This is a genomic window from Novosphingobium sp. MD-1 (assembly GCF_001014975.1).
Classification (GTDB): Bacteria; Pseudomonadota; Alphaproteobacteria; order Sphingomonadales; family Sphingomonadaceae; genus Novosphingobium.
Genome location: NZ_BBXA01000013.1, coordinates 646481 through 668787 on the forward strand (window position 1 = coordinate 646481; position 22307 = coordinate 668787).

Genomic DNA, 22307 nt, shown 5'->3' on the forward strand with positions numbered 1-22307 from the left:
TAGAGCATGTTGATAAATCAACGGTCAAGGGCGTTCCGAATTTCGGAATCACAATTCCATTATACGGAAAACTAGCTGTACGAGATGGCCGCCAGTTCGCTGATCCGCATGGCCGCCCCGCGGACGGCGGCGGCAAGGTCATCCTCTTCATGCAGCCGGTAGCGTGCCGAAGGCATGGTCACGCCGATGCAGCCCAGCATTTCCTTCTCGGCCCCGAAGATCGGCGCGGCGATGCCGGCGATGTCGTGACGCGGATCGAAATAGCGCGCCGTTCCTTCCTTCCGGATTCGCGCGAGGTCCGCTTCCAGTTCCGCCCGCGTTGGCCGGGGGCGCCCTGTCAGTGGGCCATCGCCGGCCTCGCGCAGCAGGATTTCCCCTTCCCCCGTCGGCAGGAACGCCAGAATGGCCCGTCCGAGCGAACCCCAGGGCAGGGCAACTTCGCCCCCCTTCTCCACCGCGAACCGCAACAGGTGCGGCGTGGGAACCACATCCGCGATGATCCCGCACCGGCCCGGTGGACTGTACGCGCACAGCACCGCCGTCTCCTGCCATTCGGCGACCAGCATGTCCAGGAACGGCCGCGCGCTGCGGGTCAGATCGAACCGGGCGATGAGCTGCGAGGCGGTGCGGTAAAGTTCGCGCCCCGGGCGATAGCTCTGCCCGCTCCCCCGCTCCACGAAACCGCAGTCAAACAGCACCTTGAGCAGGCGATGGACCGTGCTTGGCGGCAGTTCCGCGCGCGCGGCGAGTTCGCCCAGACTAAACCGGTGCGGGCCGGCGGCGACCAAACGGATCAGGTAGGCGACGCGCTCGGCGGCACCACGCGGCGGTTCAGTCATGGCACCTCTTGTTGTTGATCCATCGCCTGTATCTCCCGCTTATGCTGCACACCCCTCACCCCGCAACGCAAGAGGGCTGGTGACGGGAGTCAAGCGCCAGAGGAGGCCAATAGGGACGGAGCGCACCTGCACTCCCGACGCGATCCGTCGGGGCAGACGCCGTTACCAGACTTGCCGAAAGAGGAGTCAGGGCCGCCGCGCTCAAACCAGCGCGTAATAGCGGAACAACGAGCGGTCGGGATCCGTCCGCCGTTCGCCTCCGCCGACGATGACCGTGCGCGAAAGCCAGTCGTGCGGCCCCTCGGGCACGCGGAAATAGGGCGTCAGCCGGAAGTACGACGGCTGCGGCTCGCCCGGCAGCGGGCGGACGAGATAGCCCTTGTTCTGGATGTAGATCGTCGTCCCGTCGTCGGCCTGAAGCAGATAGTGCGCGTTCAGTTCGATCGTGCCATCGGCGCGCACCGTCGCGTAGTCCGCGCCGCTGTGCGGCACCACCGTGCCGGACAGGCGCGGCCCGGAAATGGTGCCGCCGATCGCCGGGGTATAGCCCTGGTTTCCGCCGCCGGGCAGCGGCCCGAAGATAACCCGGTCGGCGCCGAACAGGACTTCGATATCGAACACATGCTCCAGGCGGCAATCGGCAGGGGACGGCGTCATCGGGTTTCCTCGGGAATGCAGGGAAGAAAGTGCAGTGCCAGATCCGTTCCCGCTCACAGCACGACGAAGTAATGGATGCGGTTGGCGCCGGGGATCTTTTCCGCCACCCCGACGAAGACATGCTGCGACAACCAGGCGTGCGGCCCTTCCGGCGCATCGAAGCGCGGCGTCACCCGCATGTAGTAGTCGTCGAAACCCACCGGCTCGTTGCGCCGCATCCGCCCCGCGATCTCGTCATTGCGCGCCCAGCGGAAGCCCCGGTTTTCCAGGTAGATGATCGCCCCGTCGTCCGCCTCCAGCAGATAGCGCGCATCGAAGTCGATCACCCCGTTCGGGCGCGTCAGCGGAAAGTCGCCGCCCGACATCGGCACCACGCGCCCGTTGAGCCGTGGCCCCTCCACCACCCCGTCCTTGGCATAGATCGCCGCACGCGAATCCCCCCTTGCGGCAGGCGTGACCCAGCTTGGCCGGGAGAGGGTGATCGAGATCGTGAAGGCATGCTCAAGGCGCGGCTGGAACGGATGAGGCGTCGTCATCCTTCGAGCTAGACGCACAATAGTTGATTCGTCAACACAATAGCGTTGGCGATACTGCGCAGCATTTTGGCAGCGGCAGGCCCGACACCGCTTGCGGCGCGGGCTTCAGACGGAAAAGATGGCGATGAGGATCGAACGAAGGTCGTTCCGGTCACCGCCGGCCGCAACGAAGCGTTCCGCCTGCCCCACGACCGCCAGTGCCGCGACGATGCGCGCTTCGCCCTGGGCGGCCGTCAGCCCAGGCCGGCCGTTCCGCAACGCCCGCACAAGAGAGGCCACGGCATCACCGCGCAGCCGCTCCAGCCGCGCCAGGTCTGCGGCCGACATATCGGCCACGGTCCCTTGCAGCAGGCTGACAATTGCGCCTTCTTCGATGGCGTGACGCGCCAGCACGCCGGCCATCGCCTCCACGCCAGCGCCGGGCGATGCCTCCAGCGAGGCCACGGCCTGAGTGACCGCCGTTTCCAGCAACGCCAGCAGCAGTTCGGTCTTGCCGCTGAAATAGCGATAGATGGCCGGTCCGCTGACGCCGGAGGCCGCCGCGATCGCATCGACACTGGCCCCGGCGAACCCATGGCGGCGGAACATTTCCGACGCGGCCGCAAGGATCACGCCACGGCGCTCTGCCGGCGCCATGCGCGTTCGCCGTGCCGCGCGAGCGGGTGGGGCAATGCCGTTTTCCATGCCTCCCCCTAGCGCGGATGCCGCACGAATGCTAGTGAACGATCGTTCACTAATGAATCGGAGACGGATGATGACCTCGCGCCCGCTGGCCGACCCTGCCTGTTTTGACCCCGATCGCTTCGCCGCGCAGGGCTATCCGCACGATGTCTGGACCCGGATGCGGCGCGAACAGCCCATCGCCTGGCACGATGATGGCGCGCGCGAACCGTTCTGGGCGCTGACCCGGTATGCCGACATCACCGCGATCGGAAAGAACAGCGAAAGCTTCATCAGCGGGCCGGGCGTCACCATCCTGCGCAAGGATCAGATGGTGGATGCCAGCGCGCCGCGCGTGCCGCTGATGCTGACGATGGACCCGCCCGAGCATCACAAGAACCGCATGATCCTGCGCGAACGCTTCAAGCCCAGCGTGATGCGCGCGCTTGAGGAGCATATCGTGGCACGTTGCCGCGAAATTGCCGACGACGTTGCAGCCGCGCGCATCGCGGCGGTGGCGGCGGGAACCAGCGACGAGATCGATTTCGTCGATGCCATCGCCATGCGACTGCCGCTGGACGTGATACTGGAACTGCTCGGCGTGCCCACCGACGATCGCGATCAGATGTACACCTGGAGCAACGCGGTGATCGGTGCCGAAGACCCCGAATATGGCAGCGTGGACCTTCCGCGCGAAGCCATCGTCGCCGCCCAGCAGGCCATGTTCGGCTATTTTGCGCGGTTCATCGCCCAACGCCGCGCCGCGCCGCAAGAGGATCTGGTCAGCTTGCTGGTGGAAGCCCGCATCGATGGAACGCCGCTGAACGATCGCGAAATCCTGGGCTTCTGCTTCCTGCTGGCGATCGCGGGCAATGAAACCACGCGCAACGCCACCAGCGGCGCGATGCTGGCGCTGATCGAACATCCGCAGGCCCGCGCCGCCTTGACCGCCGACCCATCGCTGATGCCGCATGCGGTGGAGGAACTGCTACGCTGGGTCACGCCCATCGTCTATATGGCGCGGACGGCAACGCGCGATGTGGAAATCGCGAACCAGACCGTGCGAGCAGGCGAGAAGGTGGTGCTGTTCTACCCGTCGGCCAACCGGGACGAGGACGTCTTCGAACACCCGTTCACGCTCGATCTTGCGCGCAAGCCCAACCGGCACCTGACGTTCGGGTTCGGCCGGCACAGTTGCCTGGGCAACGATCTGGCCCGGATCGAACTGGCGGCCGTGCTGGGGGAATTGCTGAGCCGTTTCCCCGAGTTGCACCTGACTGGCCCTGTCGACCGGCTGCGGTCCAACTTCGTCGGCGGGATCAAGCATATGCCCGTGCGCCTGACGAGATAGGACTCGACAACATCAAATCTCTTAATAAATATAATGATTATAATAATGGTGAGATGGCATGGGACGGATGTTCCGAAAGGCGGCCGGCTGGCTGCTGGGCACGCTCACGGCCTGTATCGGCGGAGCCTTGCTCGGATCACGCCCGTCACAACGCGTCGCCTATGCGCTGCCGCGCAACAGCGTCGAAAAGGGAAAACCATGACCGACTGGACCACGCTTTACGCCACCCGGATGCAGCAGGTGGTCGCCTCGGACATCCGCGAGCGCATGAAACTGCTCGATGCCAAGCAGATCATTCATCTGGGGGGTGGCCTGCCCGATCCGGCGATATTTCCCTACGACGCGCTGGCAGCCGCATCGCAGGCGATCTGGGCGGATCCGGTGCGGGCGCGCACGGCGCTGCAATACGCGCCGAGCGAGGGCCACGGACCGCTGCGCACGTGGATCGCCGCGCACATGACGGCCCAGGGCACGCCATGCACCGTGGACAACGTGATGATCACCAACGGATCGCAGCAGGCCCTGGATTTCATCGCCCGCCTGTTGCTGTCGCCGGGCGACACCGCCATGGTCGAAATCCCCAGCTTCATCGGCGCGCTGCGGGCCTTCGACGCCTATGAGCCACGCTATGTCAGCCTGCCCGTGGACGCGGCGGAATGGGACGCGGCCCGCTTTGCGGGTGCCAAGTTCTGCTACGTCGGGCCGGATTTCCGCAACCCGACCGGCACCACGATGACCCGCGCGGAACGGGAAAAACTGCTCGATCTGGCCGAGGGCACCGGCATGGCGGTGGTCGAGGACGGCTGCTACGAGGCTCTGCGGTACGACGGGCAGGCCGTGCCATCGCTGCTGGCGTTGGCGACCGAGCGGTATGGCGATATCGAACGGGTGCCGGTTCTGCACACCGGCACGTTCTCCAAGACGATTGCGCCCTCGCTGCGGATCGGCTGGATCGCCGGCCCGACGGCAGTGATCCGCAAGCTGGTGCTGATCAAGCAGGCGGCCGATCTTGCCACCAGCGCGCTCAACCAGATGCTGTTGCTCGATGTCGTGCAAACCCATCTCGACAATGCCGTCGCGGCGGGCTGCGCCGCCTATCGCGAAAGGCGCGATTCCATGCTCGCCGCGCTGGAGGAGGCAATGCCGGCCGGCGTGACGTGGACGCGCCCCGAAGGCGGGCTCTACATCTGGGTCGAACTGCCGGAACACATGGACGCCACGCTTTTCGCGCAGCGCGCGCTGGCTGAACATTCGGTGTCGATCATCGGCGGCGCGGCATTCTTCCCGGCCGGCGCGGAGAAGCTGCCGGGCCGCACCAACAGCCTGCGCCTCAGCTTCTCGATGATCGGCACCGAACCCGCGCGCGAAGGCGTGCGCCGGCTCGGCCTGCTGGCGCACGAAATGGTGGCCGAAATGGCGTGAGCACGCGGCGTGGACAAATTGCGTAGTGAGCGTGGCGGCTGAGATTGGTGGCTAGGGGCCGTTCGTGCTAAGTATGGGCAGGCTGGAAACGCGGAGATTGCAGTTCCGTTTGCTCAGATCACAAAGTGTGGCGATGGCGAAGCTTCGTAACCTGTCCGGGTCGACGCCGACATAGAGGGTGCTGGCTTCCCTCGGAGGCCAGGGTGCCGTCATGACGTTGCCAGGAACAAGTTTTTGCGCCGATGGCGGACGCGGCCCACCGTTTTTGATGAAATCCACGTAGATTGTCGTCTTGGTATCATTCCTTAAGCTCGTGGTCGGGCCACAGGCAGCTAAGGACGCGACGACTGACAATGCGGCGAGTTTGAATTGCCATCTCACGCACCTTCGGTGTCATATCAGAGGAATGTCCGCAAGTGGGCGCAGACCATCGTTCGCATTTGTCCACGCAACCTAATCCACCGCAGCGGTAACGACGATCTCCAGCGCATAGGCGGGCGAGGCCAGGATGGCCTGCAGGGTGGTACGCGTGGGCGCACAGCCGGGCACGATCCATCGGTCCCACGCCGCGTTGAGTTCGGGCAGCGTCGCCAGATCGGCCAGCAGGATCGTCGCCGTCAGCAGTCGGGACCGGTCGCTGCCCGTTTCTACGAGCAGGTCGTCGATCCGGCGCAGCACTTCCGTCACTTGGTCCGCCACGGCGCCGCCACGATGATCGATCGCCACCTGCCCTGACAGATAAGCGACGCCGCCTTGCACGACGGCGCCGCTCATGCGGGGATTGGCTGCGAAACGCTTGATATCCGCCATACTTCTGCTCCTAGAACGAATGGCGCATCGACGCGCCGAACATGCGCGGACCGGTCAGCGGGTTTGCGCGAGCGCCAGCGCGGCGATCCGGTCGAGCTGCTCGACCGCCAGCTCCGCCTGCGACGACGATGCGGTGCCGCGAAGGAGACGTCCCTTGATGCCGTGGATGATCGCCGCCAGCCGGAACAGGCTGAAGGCCAGGTAGAAATCCAGCCGATCGATGCCGTCCCGCCCGGTGCGGCGGCAATAGGCCTCGACATAGCGTTCCTCGCCGGGGATGCCGAGCGCCGGAAGGTCCAGCCCGGCCAGCCCCGTCGAAAATCCCGGCGGCATCCGGTAGATCATCAGGTGATAGGCAAAGTCTGCCAGCGGATGCCCCAGGGTCGAAAGCTCCCAGTCCAGCACCGCGATCACGCGCGGCTCGCGCGGGTGGAACAGCATGTTGTCGCAGCGGAAATCGCCGTGAACGATGGTGCAGTCATCGCCGGCGGGAATGTTCGCAGGCAGCCATTCGATCAGCGCATCCATCGCCGGAAGGCGCCCGGCTTCGGGATCTTCCAGATATTGCCGCGACCAGCGCCCCACCTGGCGTTCGAAGTAATTGCCCTGTCGCCCGAAATCCCCGAGCCCCGCCGCCACCGGATCGATCGCGTGGAGCCGCGCGATCGTGGCGTTCATCGCGTCGAACATGGCCGCCCGCTCGTCGCGCGGCACTTCCGGAAAGGCGGTGTCGCGGAAATTGCGGCCTTCCACCATCTCCATCACATAGAACGCGGTGCCGATAACCGCATCGTCGAGGCACAGGCCGAACGGCGCGGGCACCGGAAAGCCGGTGGCGTGAAGCGCCGAGATGACCCGGAATTCCCGATCCACCGCGTGCGCGCCCTTGACCAGCACGCCGGGGGGCTTGCGCCGCAGCACATAGTCGCGGCCGGCCGTGCGCAAGCGATAGGTGGGGTTGGACTGGCCGCCATCGAACTGGCTCACCGAAAGTGGCCCTCGGAAGTCGGGAACGTGATCGTCCATCCACCGCACCAGCGCGGCTTCGTCAAATCGATGATTCGGGCGAACTGGCGCCATTTGGTCAGGCATCGGCCAGCACGCGCGAAAGTTCATAGCGCGATTGCTCCAGCCCCGTTTCCGGCACCATCTCGCCCTCCCGATCGAGAATCTGGTCAAGCCCGGCCAGCAGGCGCTCCGGCGCATCGTCGCCGGTGCCGGCGTCGATGCCGCGCGTCAGCGTAATGTGGGCCGCTTCGCAATGGCCCGCCCCGGCACACAGAATGACGCCCGTCGGCGCGTCATCGCAGACCAGCGCGAGCATGGCCGGCGAAACCCCGGCCGGATCGAGCGCGGCGAGCTGCTCCTCGCTCATGATGTCGGCGGTCATCCGCGTGGCGGCGGTGGGAGCGAGCGCGTTGACGCGGATGTCGTACTTGCGCCCCTCCTGCGCCAGGGTCTTCATCATGCCGACAAGGCCCAGCTTGGCCGCCCCGTACTGCGATTGGCCGAAGTTGCCATAGAGGCCCGACGAGGACGTGGTCATCATGATCCGGCCGAAGTTCTGCGCCGTCATGATCCCCCACACCGCCTTGGTGCAGTTGGCCGCGCCCATCAGATGTACTTCGATCACGGTGCGGAAATCCGCGAGATCCTGCTTGGCGAAAGTCCGGTCGCGCAGGATGCCGGCATTGTTGACAAGGATGTCGACCCGCCCCCAGGCGGCCACCGCCTGCGCGACCATGGCCTCCACCTGCGCGTAGTCCGTCACGCTCGCGCCGTTCGCTATGGCCTCGCCACCCGCCGCGCGAATCTCGTCAACGACCTGATCGGCCATCGTCGTGCTACCGCCGCTGCCGTCGCGCGCGCCACCAAGATCGTTGACCAGCACCTTTGCGCCGCGCCGGGCCAGCAACAGCGCGTGCGCGCGCCCCAGCCCGCCGCCGGCCCCGGTCACGATGGCCACGCGGCCGGACAGATCGATCGACATTCCCGTTTCTCCCATAATTACAGGCAAGCCGCCGGCATCGCCGCGGGCAGCGCACTGCCCGCGAGCAGCGGCGCAACCCACACCGCGATCTGCGGCATCTCGCGTTCGAAAAAGTATCGGCAGGCCCACAGCTTGCCGGCGCGGAACGGCGCATCCTCGCCCGCCCCGGCGCACAGCAGCGCGCGGTCCAGCCATTGCCAGCCGGCCACGCCGTGCCCGAATGCCCGCAGCAAAGCAGTGGCGTTGGCGGCGAGCACGTCCGGCGATGCCGCCCGCACGGCCTCCGCCGCGCTGCTCAGCCGATCCCACACCTCGGTCAGGATACCGCCCAGACCGGCCAGTTCCGGGTTCTGCGCCGCCTTGGCAACGGTCTGGTCGATCCGCCTCCGCAGCAGCGCAAGCGCGGCGGCATCCTTGAGTTTCCGACCGGCCAGATCCAGCCCCTGAATGCCGGTCGTGCCCTCGTGGATCGGATTGAGCCGGTTGTCCCGCCACAGCTGCTCGACATCGAAATCACGGGTGTAGCCGTAGCCGCCATGCACCTGGATGGCGATGTCGTTGGCCGCAAGGCCATATTCCGACGCCCAGGTCTTGGCGATCGGCGTCAGCAATCCCAGCAGCAAGGCCGCATCGGGATCGTGCGACTCTTCATCCACCAGCCGGGCGCAGTATAACACCAGTGCCAGCGCGCCTTCGGCATAGCATTTGCCTGCCAGCAGCATCGCACGCACGTCAGGGTGCCCGACGATCGGCAACGACTTGCCCAGTGCGCTGCCGGGCGGTCGACCCTGTAAGCGCTCGCCCGCATACTGCACCGCATGGCGCCAGCCGCGATAGCCCAGCGCCGCCGCACCCAGCGCTACGCCGATCCGCGCCTCGTTCATCATCTTGAACATCTGGGGCAGACCCTGCCCGGGAGCGCCCACGATCCAGCCGATCGCGCCCTCACGTTCGCCGAAGTTCAGCAGGCAATTCGTGGTGCCGCGATAGCCCATCTTGTGATTGAGCCCGGCCACCGCAATGTCGTTGCAATCGCCCGAAGGCAGGATCTTCGGCACCACGAACAGCGACAGGCCCTTGGTGCCCGCAGCCTGTTCTCCACGGTCATCCACCGTCCGCGCCAGCACCAGGTGGACGATGTTTTCCGAGAGGTCGTGATCCCCGCCCGAAATCCACATCTTGTTGCCTGAAAGCCTATAGCGCGTGCCCAGCGCGTCCTGCCCGTCCGGGACCGCCCGGGTTGCGACGTCGGCCAGATTCGAACCGGCCTGCGGTTCGGACAGACACATCGTGCCGAACCACCGCCCCGCGATCTGCGGCAGGGCGAATGCCTCGATCTGCGCTTCGGTGCCGAACGCCAGCAGCAGGCGGGCGTTGGCGGTCGTGAGCATGGGATAGGCGGCCGTGGCGACATTGGCGGCCAGAAACTGCGCGAAGGACGCGTTGGCGAGCAGGGCGGGCAGCCCCATACCGCCCCGGTCGGGCGGGAAGCTGGCGGAAAACAGGCCCAGTTCGGCATATTCGCGCAAGGCCGAGCCGATTTCCGGCAACGCCCTGACTCCGGAAGCGGTCAGTTCTGGTTCGCGGTTATCGGACAGCTTGTAGTGGGGAAGGAAGCCGTTAGCGGCCAGCCTCGCCGAAAGATCCAGGATCGCGTCCGCGCTTTCCCGATCGATTCCGCCAGCATCGGATTCAGAGAGCACCCGGTCGAGACCAAGCCACTCCCACAACAGGAAATCCAGTTCCTCCCGCACAATCAGAATATCACTCATGCCGCTCCCAATCTGGTCTCACGTCCTAGGCCACAACGAAACAGGGCGTCGAATATCGAAGGCGGATCGGAGGTATCGCAATCCGGCAATTGCCGTCACCCACCTATCGGCCGGAAATGGCCTGGCTCAGGGAGATGACGATGGGACCGCTCGATCCGGAAATGCAGGCCATTCTCGACCGGCGCAACGCGCTGGGCCTTCCGGGCTTCGCGGCCGGCACGCCCGACGATGCCCGCCGTGCCTTTGCCCAATCACAGGCCGCCCTGCCACCCGCGCGTGGTGCGCGGAACGCGGCAGTGCGGGACGCGAACGTGCCAGGGCCGCGCGGACCGGTCCCGGTTCGGCACTATCTGCCGGAGCGGCATAGCGGCGGGCGGATCCTCTACATGCATGGCGGAGGCTGGGTCTTCGGCACGCTGGACGGCTTCGATCCGGTCTGCCGCCAGCTGGCGCACGAAAGCGGGGCCGAGGTGGTGAGCATCGACTACCGGCTCGCGCCCGAACATCCCTTTCCCCAGCCGCTCGACGATTGCTGGGCCATTCTGGAAGCGCTGGCCGAAGACATGCCGCTGGCGGTGATGGGCGATAGCGCAGGCGGCAATCTCGCCGCCGCCCTGGCTCTGCGCGCACGCGACAGGGGCGGCCCGCGGATCGCGCTGCAAGTGTTGCTCTATCCGGTGCTGTCTGCCGATTTCACCCGGGATTCCTATACCGCGTTCGGCCAGGGCGATTACCTGATCTCCCGCGAAGACATGCAGTGGTTCTGGGACCGGCACGTGCCGCCGGAGATGCGCCACATGCCCGAAGCAGCGCCACTTGCCGCAAGCGACTTTGCCGGTTTGCCCGAGGCGATCATCGTTGTGGGCGGTTGCGATCCGCTGCATGACGAAGGCGCGTGCTACGCCGCCGCGCTGCGCGACGCGGGCGCAAAGGTCACCCTGCGCGATCATCCCGGCATGGCGCACGGCTTTTTCACGCTGGTAGACCTGCTCAGCGCCGCCAACGCCGAGATACGGGAGATTGGCGCGCTGATCGCCAGCAGGCTCGTCCTGGCCTGAGCAGGGGTCAGCTCGCGGTCGGCCCCGCTTCGTCCGCCAGGCTTTGACGCACCAGATCGATGAAGCGTTCGATCACTCGCGACCCGCTCCCCTTCGCCCACAGCATGCTGATCGGCAAGGGCAGGTCGAGGTCCGTGATGGAACGCAGGACGATACCCGGCGGCGTGCGGTCAGCCCGCGCGGCAGTAATGATGCCAAGGCCGATACGGGCGGAAGCAAGCTCATAGGCGATATCGACGGCAGACACCTCCACGACGATGTTCGGCGAGATTCCCCGCGCATCGAACGCCGCGATCATGCGATCGAACAGCCTTGGCGAGGTATGCCTGGCCGGCCACAGCAGCGGCTCGGACGCGATATCGCTGAGCGACACGGCGGGCAGCGCGGCAAGCGGGTGATCGTCCGGCAGGGCCAGGACGAAGTGGTCCACGCCCACCGACATGCGTTCGAATTGCTCCACATCGCTCGCCTCGTCGATCACGAAGGCAACGTCGATTTCGTCGGCAAGCAGACGGTTGCGCTGCGCATCGGAGGTCAGCGGAAACGCGCGCAATTCCACTTCGGGGTAAAGCGAACGGAATTCCCGCAACACGACCGGCAGCACGGGACGGCGCAGCATGGCTTCCGAAAACGCCACGCGCAGAAGCCCCGAATCGCCTTCCGCAATCCGGCGCGTGTTGCGCCGCGCTTCCTCGATCTGCAGCAGGATACGCCGCACGTCCTGCGCCAGTACCTGCCCGGCGCGCGTTATCGCCACGCCCCGCGCCTGGCGCTCGAACAATTCGATATTGCCCAGTTCGCGCTCCAGGTCCGCGATACGGCGCGACAGCGCGGATTGCGCGATATTCAATCGCTCGGCCGCGCGGTGGAGGTTCTGCTCCTCGGCAACCGCCAGAAAGAAAGGGAAGTGCTTGGCGATACGCAACGTGCGCAAGGTTGCCACCTCGCGCGGCACGCTGGGGGGAAGCGACGTCGACATAGGCACAGCTATGCCCGGTTCCGCCCGGCTTGAACAGGCATGGCTGGCCACCTCAGCGGAGCGCCACACGGACCACCGCCCTGGCGCTCGCGTTCCGCGCCTGCAGGATGATTTCGACATCGGCGTTGTTGGTGCCGTCGAGATGGCGCGCCATGACCCTGCCGGCCAGCCGTTCCGGGGCGAAGCCATCGTCCAGGCCATAGGCCGACACAAGCGAGGCGCTGGGCGTTCCCGACCAGCGGCGGACCATGTCGCACACGCGCTGTTCGAGTGGCCCGTCCGCCGCAAAGGCACCGTCGAAACTCACCGCCTCTCCCAGGCGGACATCTTCAAAGCGCAGCGGCATGGCTTGCATCGCCAACCTCTCCTTTATGTACTATCTTTTAAATGATAAGGGAATCGGCTAGAGAGTCAAACACCAAGCGGCAAGAGCCGCAAACCAAGGGAGAAACCAGACTCATGGCGTCCATCGCTGAGGCCCGGACATTTGCCGAAACGCTCGCCACCCGCCGTTCGCCGCTGCCGGATGCCCTCGTCGCGCCCGGGCCGAGCAGCGAGGAGATCGACAAGATCGTCGAAATCGCCCTGCGCGTGCCCGACCATGGCCGGCTCAGCCCCTGGCGGCTGATCCTGATCGCGGGCGAGGCCAAGCGCCTCTGGGTGGACCGCCTGCTGGAACTTGCCGAACAGAGGCCGGATGCGGGGAAGACGCGGGTCAGCACCCGCAAGCTCGCTTCGGCGCCGCTCGTGGTCGTGGTCGTCTCGGCGGCGATTCCGGGGCACAAGGTGCCGGAATGGGAACAGGTGCTTTCGGCCGGCGCGGTCTGCATGAACCTCGTCAACGGCGCGCACGCCCTGGGTTACGGCGCGCAGTGGCTTACCGGCTGGCACGCCTATGACGACCAGGCAACCGCCCTGCTGGGCCTGGCGGAAGACCAGAAGATCGCGGGCGTCATCCTGGTGGGCAGCGTGGCGGAACCGGCCCCGGAGCGCCCCCGCGCATCCGCAGACGAGGTAACGCGGTGGCTCGAAGCCTAAGCACCCCGTGCGCGATCAGTACCGCAACGTGTCGGCCTTGACCGTTACCGAGGTATCGAAGCCGTGCCGCCGTTCGCCCCCGCCCGAGAAATGCTCGCGGATGGCGCGTTCGGCGGTCGTTGCGTCGCCTTCCTCGATCGCCCGGTAGATACGCTCGTGCTCGCTCAGCAACGACATGCGCAACGCCCGGTCGGCGAACGTGCCGTGGACCGACCGGTCCACCGCCAGGGCTTCGACTTGCGCGGTCCAGAGCTTTTCGAGCGCGCCGACGACCAGACTCATCGTCTCGTTGCCGCAGTTGTTCACCAGTTCGGAATGGAACGCGCGCGCCAGGACGATGAAGGCGGTCGGATCGTCGATGGCGGCTGCGCTGGCGTCGATATTCGCCCGCAGCTTGGGCAGCACGCTTGTCGCCCGATCGGGCCTCAGCGCTGCCTCGGCCGCGCAAGCCGGTTCCAGCAGCCGCATGCCGTTCAGGAGGTCGAGCAGGGAAACCGACCGCGCCTGCAGCACCAGCCCCAGCATGTAGGCCGCGGTGCCAGGTTGAGGCACGTGCACGATGGCACCGCCCACGTTGCCGCGGATCACCGTGACCAGCCCTTCGGTTTCCAGAATACGGAAAGCCTCGCGGATACAGGGAGGACTGACGCCGAATTCGGCCAGCAGCTCTTCCTGTTTAGGCAGCATGTCACCATCCGCCAGCGCGCCGGAGAGAATGCGCGACCGCAAGCTCGATGCCACGATTTCTGCGACGCGAGGCTGACGCAAGCGGCGCTTCTCCGTCTTCAAGCTCACCCTAGGTACCCCCGTTAGGCCAATCGGCAAGGCTCTGCATTACGCTTGTGCTAAATCTTTGCAAGTCCAGCCGGCCTGCCTCCATTTCAAGGCCCAGCATTTCAAGGAGAGAATGATGAAAGCCGATGCGTCCCGCCTGCAGACCTTCACGATCAGCATAACCCCGTTCACCGAAGAGGGCGCGATCGATGAACCGGCGCTTCGCCGGCACCTGCGCAAGCTGGGCGATGCCGGCGTTGGCGTGTATGTCGGCGGCGGCGGCAGCGGCGAAGGCTATACCCTGTCCACGGACGAAACCGGACGCCTGCTGACCATCGCGGTGGAGGAACTGAAAGGCAAGGCCCCGATCCGCGCGATGGGTGTGGAGCCGCGCACTGCACGCCAGATGATCGCCTTTCTGGACATGGCGCAGGGTGCCGGCGTCGATGCCGCGCAGGTCTATTCGCTGGATGTGGGGCATGGCCACGTGCCCACCCCGCGCGAACTAGATGCCTATTTCAGCGAAGTGCTGACCAACACGGCGATCCCTGCCGTGCTGTCCACGCACCAGTCGGTGGGTTACGTGATCCCCGCGCCGGTGATCATTGATCTGTTCGCCAAGTATCCGCACCTGATCGGCCTGAACGTCAGCCATCAGGACCCCGGCTATCTCCGCACGCTGGTCGATGCGCTGGGCGATCGGATCGACATCTGCGTCGGCGGCCCGCACCAGGCGCCGCTGGTGCTCGCGCTCGGCGGCCAGGGCTACCTATCCTCGGAAGGCAATATTGCGCCGCGCCTGTGCGCCAGCGTGATCGCGGCGGCGCAAGCGGGCGACAATGCGGCGTTCCTCGAACGGTGGGGCAAGCTGATGCGACTGTTCATGGCGCTCTATGGCAACGGCGGCATTCGCGTGACCAAGGCCCTGCTCAACCACTTCGGCCTTGCCGGAGGCTATCCGCGCGCACCGCGCCTGCCGGTCGAACCGGATGCCTTTGCCAAGGCGCTGGCGGTCGTGGAGGAGGTCGGCCTTGCCGAGATCGAGGGCTGGTAATCGGGCTGGCCCGCTTGCGCGGCGGCGCTATTCCCCGCGCAGGTCGGCGAGGCTCGTTTCAAAGCGCCGTACCGCCCGGTCCACGTAGCCGGGATGGGTCAAGATCTTCGCCCGCCGCGCCCTTGCCCCGTCGAAGGCGATCACGGCGGCGGCTTCGGGCGTGATGGAATCCGCCGGCGGAGCACGGTCGGGGTCCACGGCATCGAAGATGGGCGTGGCGACCGCGCCGGGCATGAGCAGGGAAACGCCGACGCCGGTGCCCTGCAATTCGGCGTCCAGCGCCTCGGTCACCGGCCACAGCGCGTGCTTGGTCGCGCAATAGGCGGCAAGGCCCGGAGTGACGACCATCGATCCGGTCGATCCGGTCACGACGACCTGGCCCCCGTGCCCATGCGCCACCATGGCCGGCACGAAGGCCTGCAACGTGCCAATGGCCCCCAGCACGTTAATGTCGAACAGCAGCCGCCAGTCGGCGGCCGGCATGTGCAGCACCCCGCCCCCGCGCAACACGCCGGCATTGACGAACAACAGGGCAATGGGGGGCAGGAGTTCCGCGCACTCCGCTGCGAACGAAGCCAGTTCATCCGCTTTCGTGACATCCACCACGCGCAGGCAATGCGCTATGCCGGCGGCATCGAGGTCCGCCGCCAGGCGCGCAAGGCCTGGGGCATCGCGGTCGCAGGCGGCCACGGCCATGCCCTGCCTTGCCGCATGCCGCGCCAGCGCCGCGCCGATGCCCGACGCGGCGCCGGTCACGACGGCTGTGCGGCCGGCTATGGCTACGGTCATCGGAAGTGGGGAATCACATGGGTGCCGATCTTGCGCAGCGTTTCAAGCTGCGCCCATTGCGGCACGGTGCCCATGTTGGTCATGAACAGGATCTCGTCGGCGCCAGCGGCCGCGAGCTGCTCCACGTAGTTGATGCAATCGGCCACGCTGCCATAGGCGTTCCTGGCATTCAGGATGCCGCCGCTCGGACGGCGTCCGCCTTCGTCCGGGCGCAAGTCCATGGTCAGCGTCTCGGAGGCGAGCTTGGTGGTGATGATCGTGTCGGTGCCTTCCTCGACAAGCTGGTCGCCCCAGGTTTCGGGTTCCGGCTTCGGTCCGCCGCCATACCAGTAGTTGAGCGATTCATAGAAATAGCGCTGGCCACGAATGCCGATCCGGCGTGCCTCCTCCGCATCGTCCAGCACGATGGTGGGGCACAGCGCCGCAAGGTGCTGGATGGGACGGTAACCCACCTGGTCCTCGGGCAGGCGCGTTGCCCAGGCATCGCGATAGACCTTGTTCTTGGTCGCCACCTCTTCCGGTCCGCCAAAGCCCAGCACCAGCGCACCCATGCCGCGCTGGCCGGCGCGGGCCAGCGTATCCATGTTGGTGCACGCCAGGTACATCGGAGGGTGCGGTTCCTGGAACGGCTTGGGATGGATCGGGCGCGGCGGGATACTGATATGCGGGCCGTTGTGTTCGACCTCGTCTTCCACGAACATGCGCGGAATCAGGTACATCGCCTCGTCGATCAGCGGCTGCAGCGCCTTGAGGTCGTAGCCGTAAGCGCCCGCTTCCTGCTGGCTTCCGCCCTTGCCGACCCCGAAATGCACGCGGCCCTTTGAGAGGATATCCAGCGTCGCGACCCGTTCGGCGACCTTGATCGGATGATTCATGGCAGGCATGAGGCACACCACCCCGTGCCCGATGCCGATGCGCGACGTCCGCCCGGCGATATAGGCAAGGAACGTTTCCGGCGCGCTCATGTGGGCATAGTGGGTGAGCGAGGTGTGCTCTACGCTCCATACCACGTCGAAACCCAGCTGTTCCGCCAACAAGGCCTGTTCGACCAGTTCGTCGAACACCTGCTTCTCGCCGCGTGGCGAAGCATCGACGATCTGAGCTTCAAAAATCAGCGAGAATCGCATTGTTGTTTCTCTCAGGCTCCCAGTTCCGTTTCCGTAACTCGGCGTGAGGCACCCGCCTTTCAAATGCCGTTTGGCGGCGCGAGAGTTAGCGTGCGGGCATCGCTGCGCCCGAACCTTGCCGGTTTGCGATCGCAGCCGCGACGGGTCGATGCCGCCCGTCGATGCCGCACAGCGACGGCCTTGATGATCCAATGGCAATAGAGCGCCGCATCCCGCCCGGATAACGCCGTCCCCGACAGGCCACGATGAAAGCGGCCAGATCTGCGGAGAAGGAACCCCATGCGCGAAGCCCTTGTCGTCTCCACCGCCCGGACTCCGATCGGGAAGGCCTATCGCGGCGCCTACAACAACGCCGAGGCCCCATTGCTGTCGGGCCATGCCGTGGCCGAAGCGGTGCGGCGGGCGGGGCTCGATCCGGCGCGCGTGGAAGACGTGATCATGGGCTGCGCCGCGCAGCAGGGGACGCAGGGCTACAACATCGGCCGGCTGACGGCGGCGGCGGCGGGACTGCCCGACAGCGCCGCCGGCATGTCGCTGGATCGCCAGTGCGCGTCGGGGCTGATGGCGATCGCCACCGCCGCGAAGCAAATCATGCACGACGGCATGGATGTGGTGGCGGGTGGCGGTGTCGAATCGATCAGCCTGACGCAGAACGCGCACAAGAACGGCTATCGCGCGCAGTCCGAGGCGGTTCTGGCGCACAGCCCGCACATGTACATGGCGATGATCGAAACCGCCGAAGTCGTCTCGGAACGCTATGGCATCAGCCGCGAGGCGCAAGACGCCTATGCCTTGCAAAGCCAGCAGCGGACCGCGGCCGCCTACGCCGCCGGACGCTACGACGCGGAGCTGGCGCCGCTGACCACGCGCATGATCGTGACCGACAAGACCACCGGTGAACAGAGCGAACGCACCGTCACGCTCGACCGCGACGAAGGCCCCCGCGCCGAAACCACGCTGGACGGCCTCTCCAGCTTAAAACCCGTGTGGACCGGCGGCGAGCTGACAGGGCCGGGCCGGTTCCTCACTGCGGGCAACGCCAGCCAGCTGTCCGATGGCGCCGCCGCGTGCGTGCTGGTCGAAGCGGGGGTTGCCGCGCGCGAGGGGCTGACGCCGCTGGGCGCGTATCGCGGCATGGCCGTGGCGGGCTGCCCGCCCGAGGAAATGGGCACCGGACCGATCCATGCGGTGCCCAGGCTGCTGGCGCAACATGGCCTGACGGTCGACGATATCGGCCTGTGGGAACTGAACGAAGCGTTCGCCGCGCAAGTGCTGCCCTGCCGCGACAGGCTCGGCATTCCCGACGACCGCCTCAACGTCGATGGCGGCGCGATTTCCATCGGGCATCCGTTCGGCATGTCGGGCGCGCGCATGGTCGGGCACGCGCTGATCGAGGGCAAGCGGCGCGGCGTGCGCTATGTCGTGATCACGATGTGCGTCGGCGGCGGCATGGGCGCCGCCGGACTGTTCGAGGTGCTGTGATGACCGCGCTGGCTCCGATCGCGCTGCGCCATCGCTTTCTGGCGACGCCCGAGGAAATCATCAACGAAGCACGCAACGGCCGGATGTTCATCCTGGTCGATGACGAGGATCGCGAGAACGAAGGCGATCTCGTCATCCCCGCGCAAATGGCGACGCCCGACGCGATCAATTTCATGGCGCGGTACGGGCGCGGCCTCGTCTGCCTGGCGATGACGCGGGACCGGTCGGAACAGCTTGGCCTGGAGCCGATGAGCCGCCGCAACGGATCGCCGTTCGAAACCGCGTTCACGGTCTCGATCGAAGCGCGCGACGGCGTCACCACGGGCATTTCGGCAGCGGACCGCGCCCGCACCATCGCGGTGGCGATCGACGCGGCCCGGACACGCGCGGACATCGTCACGCCGGGGCATGTCTTTCCGCTGGTGGCGCGCGATGGCGGCGTGCTGGTGCGCGCCGGGCATACGGAAGCGGCAGTCGATGTCGCCCGGCTGGCGGGCCTCAACCCATCGGGCGTCATTTGCGAGATCCTCAACGAGGACGGGACGATGGCCCGGCTCGACGACCTTATTCCCTATGCGCAGGACCACGGTCTCAAGATCGGGACGATCCGCGATCTCATCGCCTATCGCCGTCGGCACGACCATCTGGTCGAACGCCGCGCGGAAATGTCGTTCCGCAGCAAGCATTCGGGCGACTGGAGGATCATGTCCTATCGCAACACCGTGACCGGCGCGGAAATCGTCGCGCTGGTCAAGGGCACCGTCGATCAGGATAGCCCGGTGCTGACGCGGATGCATGTCCATTCGCCGCTGGCGGATCTGCTGGCAGAGGACGACCCCCGCTCGGGCCTTCTGGAACGCGCGATGGACCGGATCGCGCAGGAAGGCAGCGGCGTGGTCATCGTGCTCAGCTCGCCCGCGCCCGATCTGGTTGGCTGCATCATCCGCGCACGCGAAGCGGGGCGCGAGGAAAGCGCTGGCCGGCATGTCGCCGTGCGGGAATACGGGATCGGCGCGCAAGTGCTCACCGATCTCGGCATTCACCGCATCGTGCTGCTCAGCAACAGCGAGGCCAGCTTCATCGGGCTGGATGGCTACGGGATCGAAATCGTCGACCAACGGCCTCTGACCGACGACATCTAACATTGCAATGTTAGCTATAATATGGCCTTATCGGATTTCAAAGACAGGAGAGGCGCATGACCGATATTCTGATCAAGGGGGGAACCGTCGTCGATGGCACGGGCGCACCAGCCTATGCCGCCGACGTTCGCGTGAAGGATGGCTTCATCGCGGAGATCGCGCCCGGACTGGCCGCTGCCGCCGGCGAACGCGTGGTCGATGCGAAGGACTGCATTGTATCCCCCGGGTTCATCGAGCCGCATACCCACATGGACGCGGTGATGTGGTGGCAGCCCGATCTCGATCCGCTGCCCGGCTATGGCGTGTCCACCGTGGTCATCGGCAACTGCGGCTTTACCGCCGCGCCCGTCCACGCCGATCCCGAAGTGCGGATGGAAATGGTCAAGATATTCTCGTTCTTCGAGGAAGTCGCCGAAAAGCCGTTCCTGGACATCCTGCCCTGGGACTGGAGCACCTGGTCCGAATACCGCGCCTCGATGCAGGCGAAGTGCAAGGTTTCCACGAACATCGCCGGCTATGCCGGGCACATCGCCATCCGCCTGGCCGTGATGGGCATGGACGCCTGGGATCGCGCGGCGACTCCCGACGAAATCCGCAAGATGTGCGCGCTGCTGGAAGACGCGATCGATGCCGGTGCGCTGGGCATGTCGTCCAACCTGATGGACCATGACAGCAAGGATCGCCCGGTGCCGAGCCTTGTGGCCGACGATGCCGAATGGACCGCGCTGATCGGCGTGCTCGCCAGCCGGCCGGGCAGCCAGTTGCAGGTCATTCTGGATACCTTCTTCAAGCTGAAGGCGCCCGAACAGATGGAGCGGCTCGGCAACCTGTGCCGGGGGCTTGGCGTGCGCGTGCAGATGGCGGGCGCGGCCGGCCTGCTGCATTTCCAGGATTCGATCCGCGACCGAATGTGGGAGATTTCCGAGCAACAACGCCAGGAAGGGCTCGATTTCTGGCCGAGCTTTGCCCACGTTCCGCCCACCACGGCGCTCAACTTCTTCAGCAGTTCCTCGTTCGCGCAGGCCAACGAATACGTGTGGCACGAGATCGTTCAGGCCCCGACAACCGAGGAAAAGATCGCGCTGCTCCAGGACGAGGACTTCCGCGCCCGCGCCCGAGACAGCTGGGACAACAAGGCCTTCCGCCAGTCGCTCGTGGCGAATCCGCACATGATGTTGCTGATGGATTCGGAAACCGGTGCCGGCCCGCTTGGGCTGAGTCTGAAGGACCTGGCCGAACAGACGGGCAAGCACCCGTCCGACGCGCTGGCCGACTGGGTGCTGGCGAACGGGGTCGGGTCGATCGTCAACCGCGTGCCGCACGCCATGCACTTCGACAAGACGGTCGATCTCATCCGGATGAGCCAGACCGTGGCCAACATTTCCGACGCCGGCGCCCATGGGCAAATGCTGTGCGGCGGCGGCGAGAACATCCTGCTCATCACGCGCTTCTTCCGCGACAAGGAACTGACGCTGGAAGAGGCGATCCATGCGCAGACGGGCAAGCAGGCAGAACATTTCAATTTCAGCGACCGCGGCGTGATCAAGCCCGGCTATCGGGCCGACATCGCGGTGTTCCACCTCGACGAGATCGAGGCCCGTCCCCTGAAGCGCGTGTTCGACGTGCCCGACGGCAAGGGCGGCTTCACCTGGCGGTTCACCCGCGATGCCGCACCGATGCGCCTCACGCTCGTCAACGGCGTGCCGACATTCGAGAACGGCGCGTTTACCGGGGAGCTTCCCGGGGAATTCGTAGGCCCCGCCATCCAGAAAATCGCGGTCGCGGCGGCATGACCGACGCGCCCCGCATCAGGAGGTCGAGAGGATGAACGAAGAAGAACTGCCCTATCTCCAGCGCGGGCGGCAGAAGGTGGAGACAACGAGCAGTGTGCTGATCAGCTCGTCGAAGTATCTCAACGACCCCCGCATCCGCGAATGGGTCACCACGCAGTGCCTCAAGCGCAATGGCCGCGACTACCCCGTCACGTATGGCATCCCCTCGCTGATCGAGGCGGTGCGCGAGGTGCAGGACCACGGCCGCATCGAGGACCTGTTCAACGAAGCCCGGCGAACCTGGCCGGAATTCGACAAGTGGCTCGACGATCGCTGGCTGGCGCGGCTGACGCGCGAGGACATGAAATCGTGCCCGGAAGGCTCGGTCGGCGGCATCTGGTACCAATGGCTGGTCGGCGCGGGCATGGAAGTGGACATCATCCCCACGTTCGAGCCGCGATCGGGCTTCGAGTACTTCTTCCTGCGCGGCGTACAGACGCATGACATCATGCACATCCTCTCGGGCGGCGGGTTCGACGGGATCGGCGAGATCATGCCGGCATTCCTCAAATACGGGAACCTGTTCCGCCACTTCGGGCCGGAGCTGGCGGGGGTGCTCAACGTGCAGAACACGTTGCTGACGATCCCGATGTTCATGCGCGGGCCGCTGCACTATCCCGAACTGACGCTGCGGATGTTCGATCTGGCGCACTATGCGATGAAGGTGGGCGAACAATCCGACGCGCTGTTCCTGCCGCGCTACGAGGAATGGCTGGACCTGCCGCTAGAGGAGGCGCGCCGCAAGTTCGGCGTGCGCGGTGCGCGCACGATCGATACCGCGCGCGAATCCGCCTACTGGAGCGAGCAGGTGCCAACGTTCGAGCCCGAGCCGGAACCGCAGGCGGAAGCGGCGGAATAGAGCAATCGCCGATTGGATGGAAAAGCGGCGGGGAGCGATCTCCGCCGCTATTTTTGGGCAATTATATCCTTTGTAAACAAGCGGGTGTTCCCACCCCCACCCCCTCCCGCAAGCGGGAGGGGAGCGAGACTTGCGC

Annotated in this window: 22 protein-coding genes; 9 read left to right on the forward strand and 13 right to left on the reverse strand. The window is 66.0% G+C overall.

The genetic code is table 11. From position 1 onward, the window contains the following. Positions 1-71 precede the first annotated feature (71 nt). The 4 genes from NMD1_RS03295 to NMD1_RS03310 all read right to left on the reverse strand — a co-directional run bounded on the left by NMD1_RS03295 (position 72) and on the right by NMD1_RS03310 (position 2668). A complete protein-coding gene (locus NMD1_RS03295) occupies positions 72-839 on the reverse strand; it encodes an IclR family transcriptional regulator (RefSeq protein ID WP_125953616.1) in 768 nt (255 codons plus the stop codon). Between the two features lie 201 nt (positions 840-1040). After that, positions 1041-1496, reverse strand: coding sequence for a DUF3237 domain-containing protein (locus tag NMD1_RS03300; RefSeq protein ID WP_125953617.1), 456 nt, complete (start codon positions 1494-1496; stop codon positions 1041-1043). Between the two features lie 53 nt (positions 1497-1549). Further along, positions 1550-2032 (reverse strand): DUF3237 family protein, encoded by a 483-nt coding sequence (locus tag NMD1_RS03305; protein WP_125953618.1) that lies wholly within the window; start codon positions 2030-2032, stop codon positions 1550-1552. A gap of 105 nt (positions 2033-2137) precedes the next feature. Further along, positions 2138-2668, reverse strand: a complete 531-nt coding sequence (locus tag NMD1_RS03310) for a TetR/AcrR family transcriptional regulator (RefSeq protein ID WP_158453886.1) — start codon at positions 2666-2668, stop codon at positions 2138-2140. A 115-nt stretch (positions 2669-2783) separates the two neighbouring features. Here NMD1_RS03310 and NMD1_RS03315 point away from each other — a divergent pair, with 115 nt between their 5' ends. Both NMD1_RS03315 and NMD1_RS03320 read left to right on the forward strand, forming a co-directional pair. Continuing rightward, positions 2784-4043 (forward strand): cytochrome P450, encoded by a 1260-nt coding sequence (locus NMD1_RS03315; RefSeq protein ID WP_158453887.1) that lies wholly within the window; start codon positions 2784-2786, stop codon positions 4041-4043. A gap of 198 nt (positions 4044-4241) precedes the next feature. After that, positions 4242-5465, forward strand: a complete 1224-nt coding sequence (locus NMD1_RS03320) for a PLP-dependent aminotransferase family protein (protein ID WP_125953621.1) — start codon at positions 4242-4244, stop codon at positions 5463-5465. Positions 5466-5918: 453 nt separating this feature from the next. On the opposite strand, the gene NMD1_RS03325 is transcribed toward NMD1_RS03320, so the two are convergent. The 4 genes from NMD1_RS03325 to NMD1_RS03340 are packed head-to-tail and all read right to left on the reverse strand — an operon-like array spanning position 5919 to position 10037. After that, positions 5919-6275 carry a RidA family protein gene (locus NMD1_RS03325; RefSeq protein ID WP_125953622.1) on the reverse strand — a complete coding sequence of 119 codons (357 nt, stop codon included), beginning with the start codon at positions 6273-6275 and terminating at the stop codon, positions 5919-5921. 54 nt (positions 6276-6329) lie between these two features. Continuing rightward, a complete protein-coding gene (locus NMD1_RS03330) occupies positions 6330-7355 on the reverse strand; it encodes a phosphotransferase (RefSeq protein WP_233497324.1) in 1026 nt (341 codons plus the stop codon). 4 nt (positions 7356-7359) lie between these two features. Beyond that, positions 7360-8265, reverse strand: a complete 906-nt coding sequence (locus NMD1_RS03335; protein WP_125953624.1) for an SDR family NAD(P)-dependent oxidoreductase — start codon at positions 8263-8265, stop codon at positions 7360-7362. 17 nt (positions 8266-8282) lie between these two features. After that, positions 8283-10037 (reverse strand): acyl-CoA dehydrogenase, encoded by a 1755-nt coding sequence (locus NMD1_RS03340; RefSeq protein ID WP_125953625.1) that lies wholly within the window; start codon positions 10035-10037, stop codon positions 8283-8285. A gap of 140 nt (positions 10038-10177) precedes the next feature. Between NMD1_RS03340 and NMD1_RS03345 the strand changes: the two genes are divergently transcribed. Continuing rightward, complete coding sequence (locus NMD1_RS03345) at positions 10178-11095, forward strand: alpha/beta hydrolase (RefSeq protein WP_233497325.1); 918 nt, start codon at positions 10178-10180, stop codon at positions 11093-11095. 7 nt (positions 11096-11102) lie between these two features. Here NMD1_RS03345 and NMD1_RS03350 read toward each other — a convergent pair whose 3' ends face one another. Together NMD1_RS03350 and NMD1_RS21165 are read right to left on the reverse strand one after the other, a co-directional pair. Continuing rightward, complete coding sequence (locus NMD1_RS03350; protein ID WP_158453890.1) at positions 11103-12074, reverse strand: LysR family transcriptional regulator; 972 nt, start codon at positions 12072-12074, stop codon at positions 11103-11105. Between the two features lie 52 nt (positions 12075-12126). Next, positions 12127-12429: a hypothetical protein gene (locus NMD1_RS21165; RefSeq protein ID WP_158453891.1), complete on the reverse strand. Its 303-nt coding sequence runs from the start codon at positions 12427-12429 to the stop codon at positions 12127-12129. Between the two features lie 104 nt (positions 12430-12533). Between NMD1_RS21165 and NMD1_RS03355 the strand changes: the two genes are divergently transcribed. Beyond that, a complete protein-coding gene (locus tag NMD1_RS03355; protein WP_125953628.1) occupies positions 12534-13112 on the forward strand; it encodes a nitroreductase in 579 nt (192 codons plus the stop codon). Between the two features lie 15 nt (positions 13113-13127). Here the strand turns inward: NMD1_RS03355 and NMD1_RS03360 are convergent, their stop codons facing one another. Next, positions 13128-13880, reverse strand: coding sequence for a FadR/GntR family transcriptional regulator (locus NMD1_RS03360; protein WP_158453892.1), 753 nt, complete (start codon positions 13878-13880; stop codon positions 13128-13130). 139 nt (positions 13881-14019) lie between these two features. Here NMD1_RS03360 and NMD1_RS03365 point away from each other — a divergent pair, with 139 nt between their 5' ends. Beyond that, complete coding sequence (locus NMD1_RS03365; RefSeq protein WP_125953630.1) at positions 14020-14940, forward strand: dihydrodipicolinate synthase family protein; 921 nt, start codon at positions 14020-14022, stop codon at positions 14938-14940. A gap of 27 nt (positions 14941-14967) precedes the next feature. Here NMD1_RS03365 and NMD1_RS03370 read toward each other — a convergent pair whose 3' ends face one another. Continuing rightward, positions 14968-15729 carry an SDR family oxidoreductase gene (locus NMD1_RS03370; protein ID WP_125953631.1) on the reverse strand — a complete coding sequence of 254 codons (762 nt, stop codon included), beginning with the start codon at positions 15727-15729 and terminating at the stop codon, positions 14968-14970. Further along, positions 15726-16856 carry an LLM class flavin-dependent oxidoreductase gene (locus NMD1_RS03375; protein ID WP_125953632.1) on the reverse strand — a complete coding sequence of 377 codons (1131 nt, stop codon included), beginning with the start codon at positions 16854-16856 and terminating at the stop codon, positions 15726-15728. The genes NMD1_RS03370 and NMD1_RS03375 overlap by 4 nt, the downstream gene beginning before the upstream one ends. Positions 16857-17135: 279 nt before the next feature. On the opposite strand from NMD1_RS03375, the gene NMD1_RS03380 reads away from it, so the two are divergent. The 4 genes from NMD1_RS03380 to NMD1_RS03395 are packed head-to-tail and all read left to right on the forward strand — an operon-like array spanning position 17136 to position 22171. Then, positions 17136-18338 (forward strand): acetyl-CoA C-acyltransferase, encoded by a 1203-nt coding sequence (locus tag NMD1_RS03380; RefSeq protein ID WP_125953633.1) that lies wholly within the window; start codon positions 17136-17138, stop codon positions 18336-18338. After that, the gene (ribB, locus tag NMD1_RS03385; RefSeq protein ID WP_125953634.1) at positions 18338-19480 is read left to right on the forward strand and encodes a 3,4-dihydroxy-2-butanone-4-phosphate synthase; all 1143 of its coding nucleotides are present in this window, start codon (positions 18338-18340) and stop codon (positions 19478-19480) included. Before NMD1_RS03380 ends, ribB begins: the two co-directional genes overlap by 1 nt. 56 nt (positions 19481-19536) lie before the next feature. Next, entirely contained in the window at positions 19537-21273 is a 1737-nt protein-coding gene (locus NMD1_RS03390; RefSeq protein ID WP_125953635.1) for an amidohydrolase family protein, read from the forward strand. Between the two features lie 31 nt (positions 21274-21304). After that, the gene (locus tag NMD1_RS03395) at positions 21305-22171 is read left to right on the forward strand and encodes a Coq4 family protein (protein ID WP_125953636.1); all 867 of its coding nucleotides are present in this window, start codon (positions 21305-21307) and stop codon (positions 22169-22171) included. Positions 22172-22307: the final 136 nt, after the last annotated feature.

Bases quoted from the DNA above. Each gene is read 5' to 3' on its own strand.
- NMD1_RS03295 (WP_125953616.1), bottom strand. From the start codon at position 839: ATGACTGAACCGCCGCGTGGTGCCGCCGAGCGCGTCGCCTACCTGATC.
- NMD1_RS03300 (WP_125953617.1), bottom strand. From the start codon at position 1,496: ATGACGCCGTCCCCTGCCGATTGCCGCCTGGAGCATGTGTTCGATATC.
- NMD1_RS03305 (WP_125953618.1), bottom strand. From the start codon at position 2,032: ATGACGACGCCTCATCCGTTCCAGCCGCGCCTTGAGCATGCCTTCACG.
- NMD1_RS03310 (WP_158453886.1), bottom strand. From the start codon at position 2,668: ATGGCGCCGGCAGAGCGCCGTGGCGTGATCCTTGCGGCCGCGTCGGAA.
- NMD1_RS03315 (WP_158453887.1), top strand. From the start codon at position 2,784: ATGATGACCTCGCGCCCGCTGGCCGACCCTGCCTGTTTTGACCCCGAT.
- NMD1_RS03320 (WP_125953621.1), top strand. From the start codon at position 4,242: ATGACCGACTGGACCACGCTTTACGCCACCCGGATGCAGCAGGTGGTC.
- NMD1_RS03325 (WP_125953622.1), bottom strand. From the start codon at position 6,275: ATGGCGGATATCAAGCGTTTCGCAGCCAATCCCCGCATGAGCGGCGCC.
- NMD1_RS03330 (WP_233497324.1), bottom strand. From the start codon at position 7,355: ATGGCGCCAGTTCGCCCGAATCATCGATTTGACGAAGCCGCGCTGGTG.
- NMD1_RS03335 (WP_125953624.1), bottom strand. From the start codon at position 8,265: ATGTCGATCGATCTGTCCGGCCGCGTGGCCATCGTGACCGGGGCCGGC.
- NMD1_RS03340 (WP_125953625.1), bottom strand. From the start codon at position 10,037: ATGAGTGATATTCTGATTGTGCGGGAGGAACTGGATTTCCTGTTGTGG.
- NMD1_RS03345 (WP_233497325.1), top strand. From the start codon at position 10,178: ATGGGACCGCTCGATCCGGAAATGCAGGCCATTCTCGACCGGCGCAAC.
- NMD1_RS03350 (WP_158453890.1), bottom strand. From the start codon at position 12,074: ATGTCGACGTCGCTTCCCCCCAGCGTGCCGCGCGAGGTGGCAACCTTG.
- NMD1_RS21165 (WP_158453891.1), bottom strand. From the start codon at position 12,429: ATGCAAGCCATGCCGCTGCGCTTTGAAGATGTCCGCCTGGGAGAGGCG.
- NMD1_RS03355 (WP_125953628.1), top strand. From the start codon at position 12,534: ATGGCGTCCATCGCTGAGGCCCGGACATTTGCCGAAACGCTCGCCACC.
- NMD1_RS03365 (WP_125953630.1), top strand. From the start codon at position 14,020: ATGATGAAAGCCGATGCGTCCCGCCTGCAGACCTTCACGATCAGCATA.
- NMD1_RS03370 (WP_125953631.1), bottom strand. From the start codon at position 15,729: ATGACCGTAGCCATAGCCGGCCGCACAGCCGTCGTGACCGGCGCCGCG.
- NMD1_RS03375 (WP_125953632.1), bottom strand. From the start codon at position 16,856: ATGCGATTCTCGCTGATTTTTGAAGCTCAGATCGTCGATGCTTCGCCA.
- NMD1_RS03380 (WP_125953633.1), top strand. From the start codon at position 17,136: ATGCGCGAAGCCCTTGTCGTCTCCACCGCCCGGACTCCGATCGGGAAG.
- ribB (WP_125953634.1), top strand. From the start codon at position 18,338: ATGACCGCGCTGGCTCCGATCGCGCTGCGCCATCGCTTTCTGGCGACG.
- NMD1_RS03390 (WP_125953635.1), top strand. From the start codon at position 19,537: ATGACCGATATTCTGATCAAGGGGGGAACCGTCGTCGATGGCACGGGC.
- NMD1_RS03395 (WP_125953636.1), top strand. From the start codon at position 21,305: ATGAACGAAGAAGAACTGCCCTATCTCCAGCGCGGGCGGCAGAAGGTG.